At 58.2% G+C, this 299-nt stretch carries 1 protein-coding gene; it reads right to left on the reverse strand.

Going from position 1 to position 299, the window contains the following annotated elements; translation table 11 throughout:
- Positions 1-299: ATP-grasp domain-containing protein (locus tag ACFHWW_RS34470; RefSeq protein ID WP_379943887.1), on the reverse strand; the 299-nt coding region annotated here is incomplete at both ends.

Genomic DNA, 299 nt, shown 5'->3' on the forward strand with positions numbered 1-299 from the left:
ACGTTTATGCTCGTCATCAGTCAGCGGGGCCGGAAAGGTCGTCTCACGCACGACGAATTGTGGTGGGGGGTGGAAGTCAGCGGCACCAATCGCGATAACCTCATTTCCCATTGTATCAGCGCTATAGTATGGGCCTTGCGCGAATTCTTCGACCAGTATCCTCGGCGAAGACCGCCATATGTGGTCCCCGCCGACCAGGTAGGTCGTATGCTCGGCCAATTCATCGGCGTTACGGCACAACCGGACACCGATACTGGCGCTGCCTACCGCTGGCTTGACAATCACCGGCAGGCCGATCT

The organism is Sinorhizobium sp. P24N7 (assembly GCF_042436655.1).
Lineage (GTDB): Bacteria > Pseudomonadota > Alphaproteobacteria > Rhizobiales > Rhizobiaceae > Sinorhizobium > Sinorhizobium meliloti_A.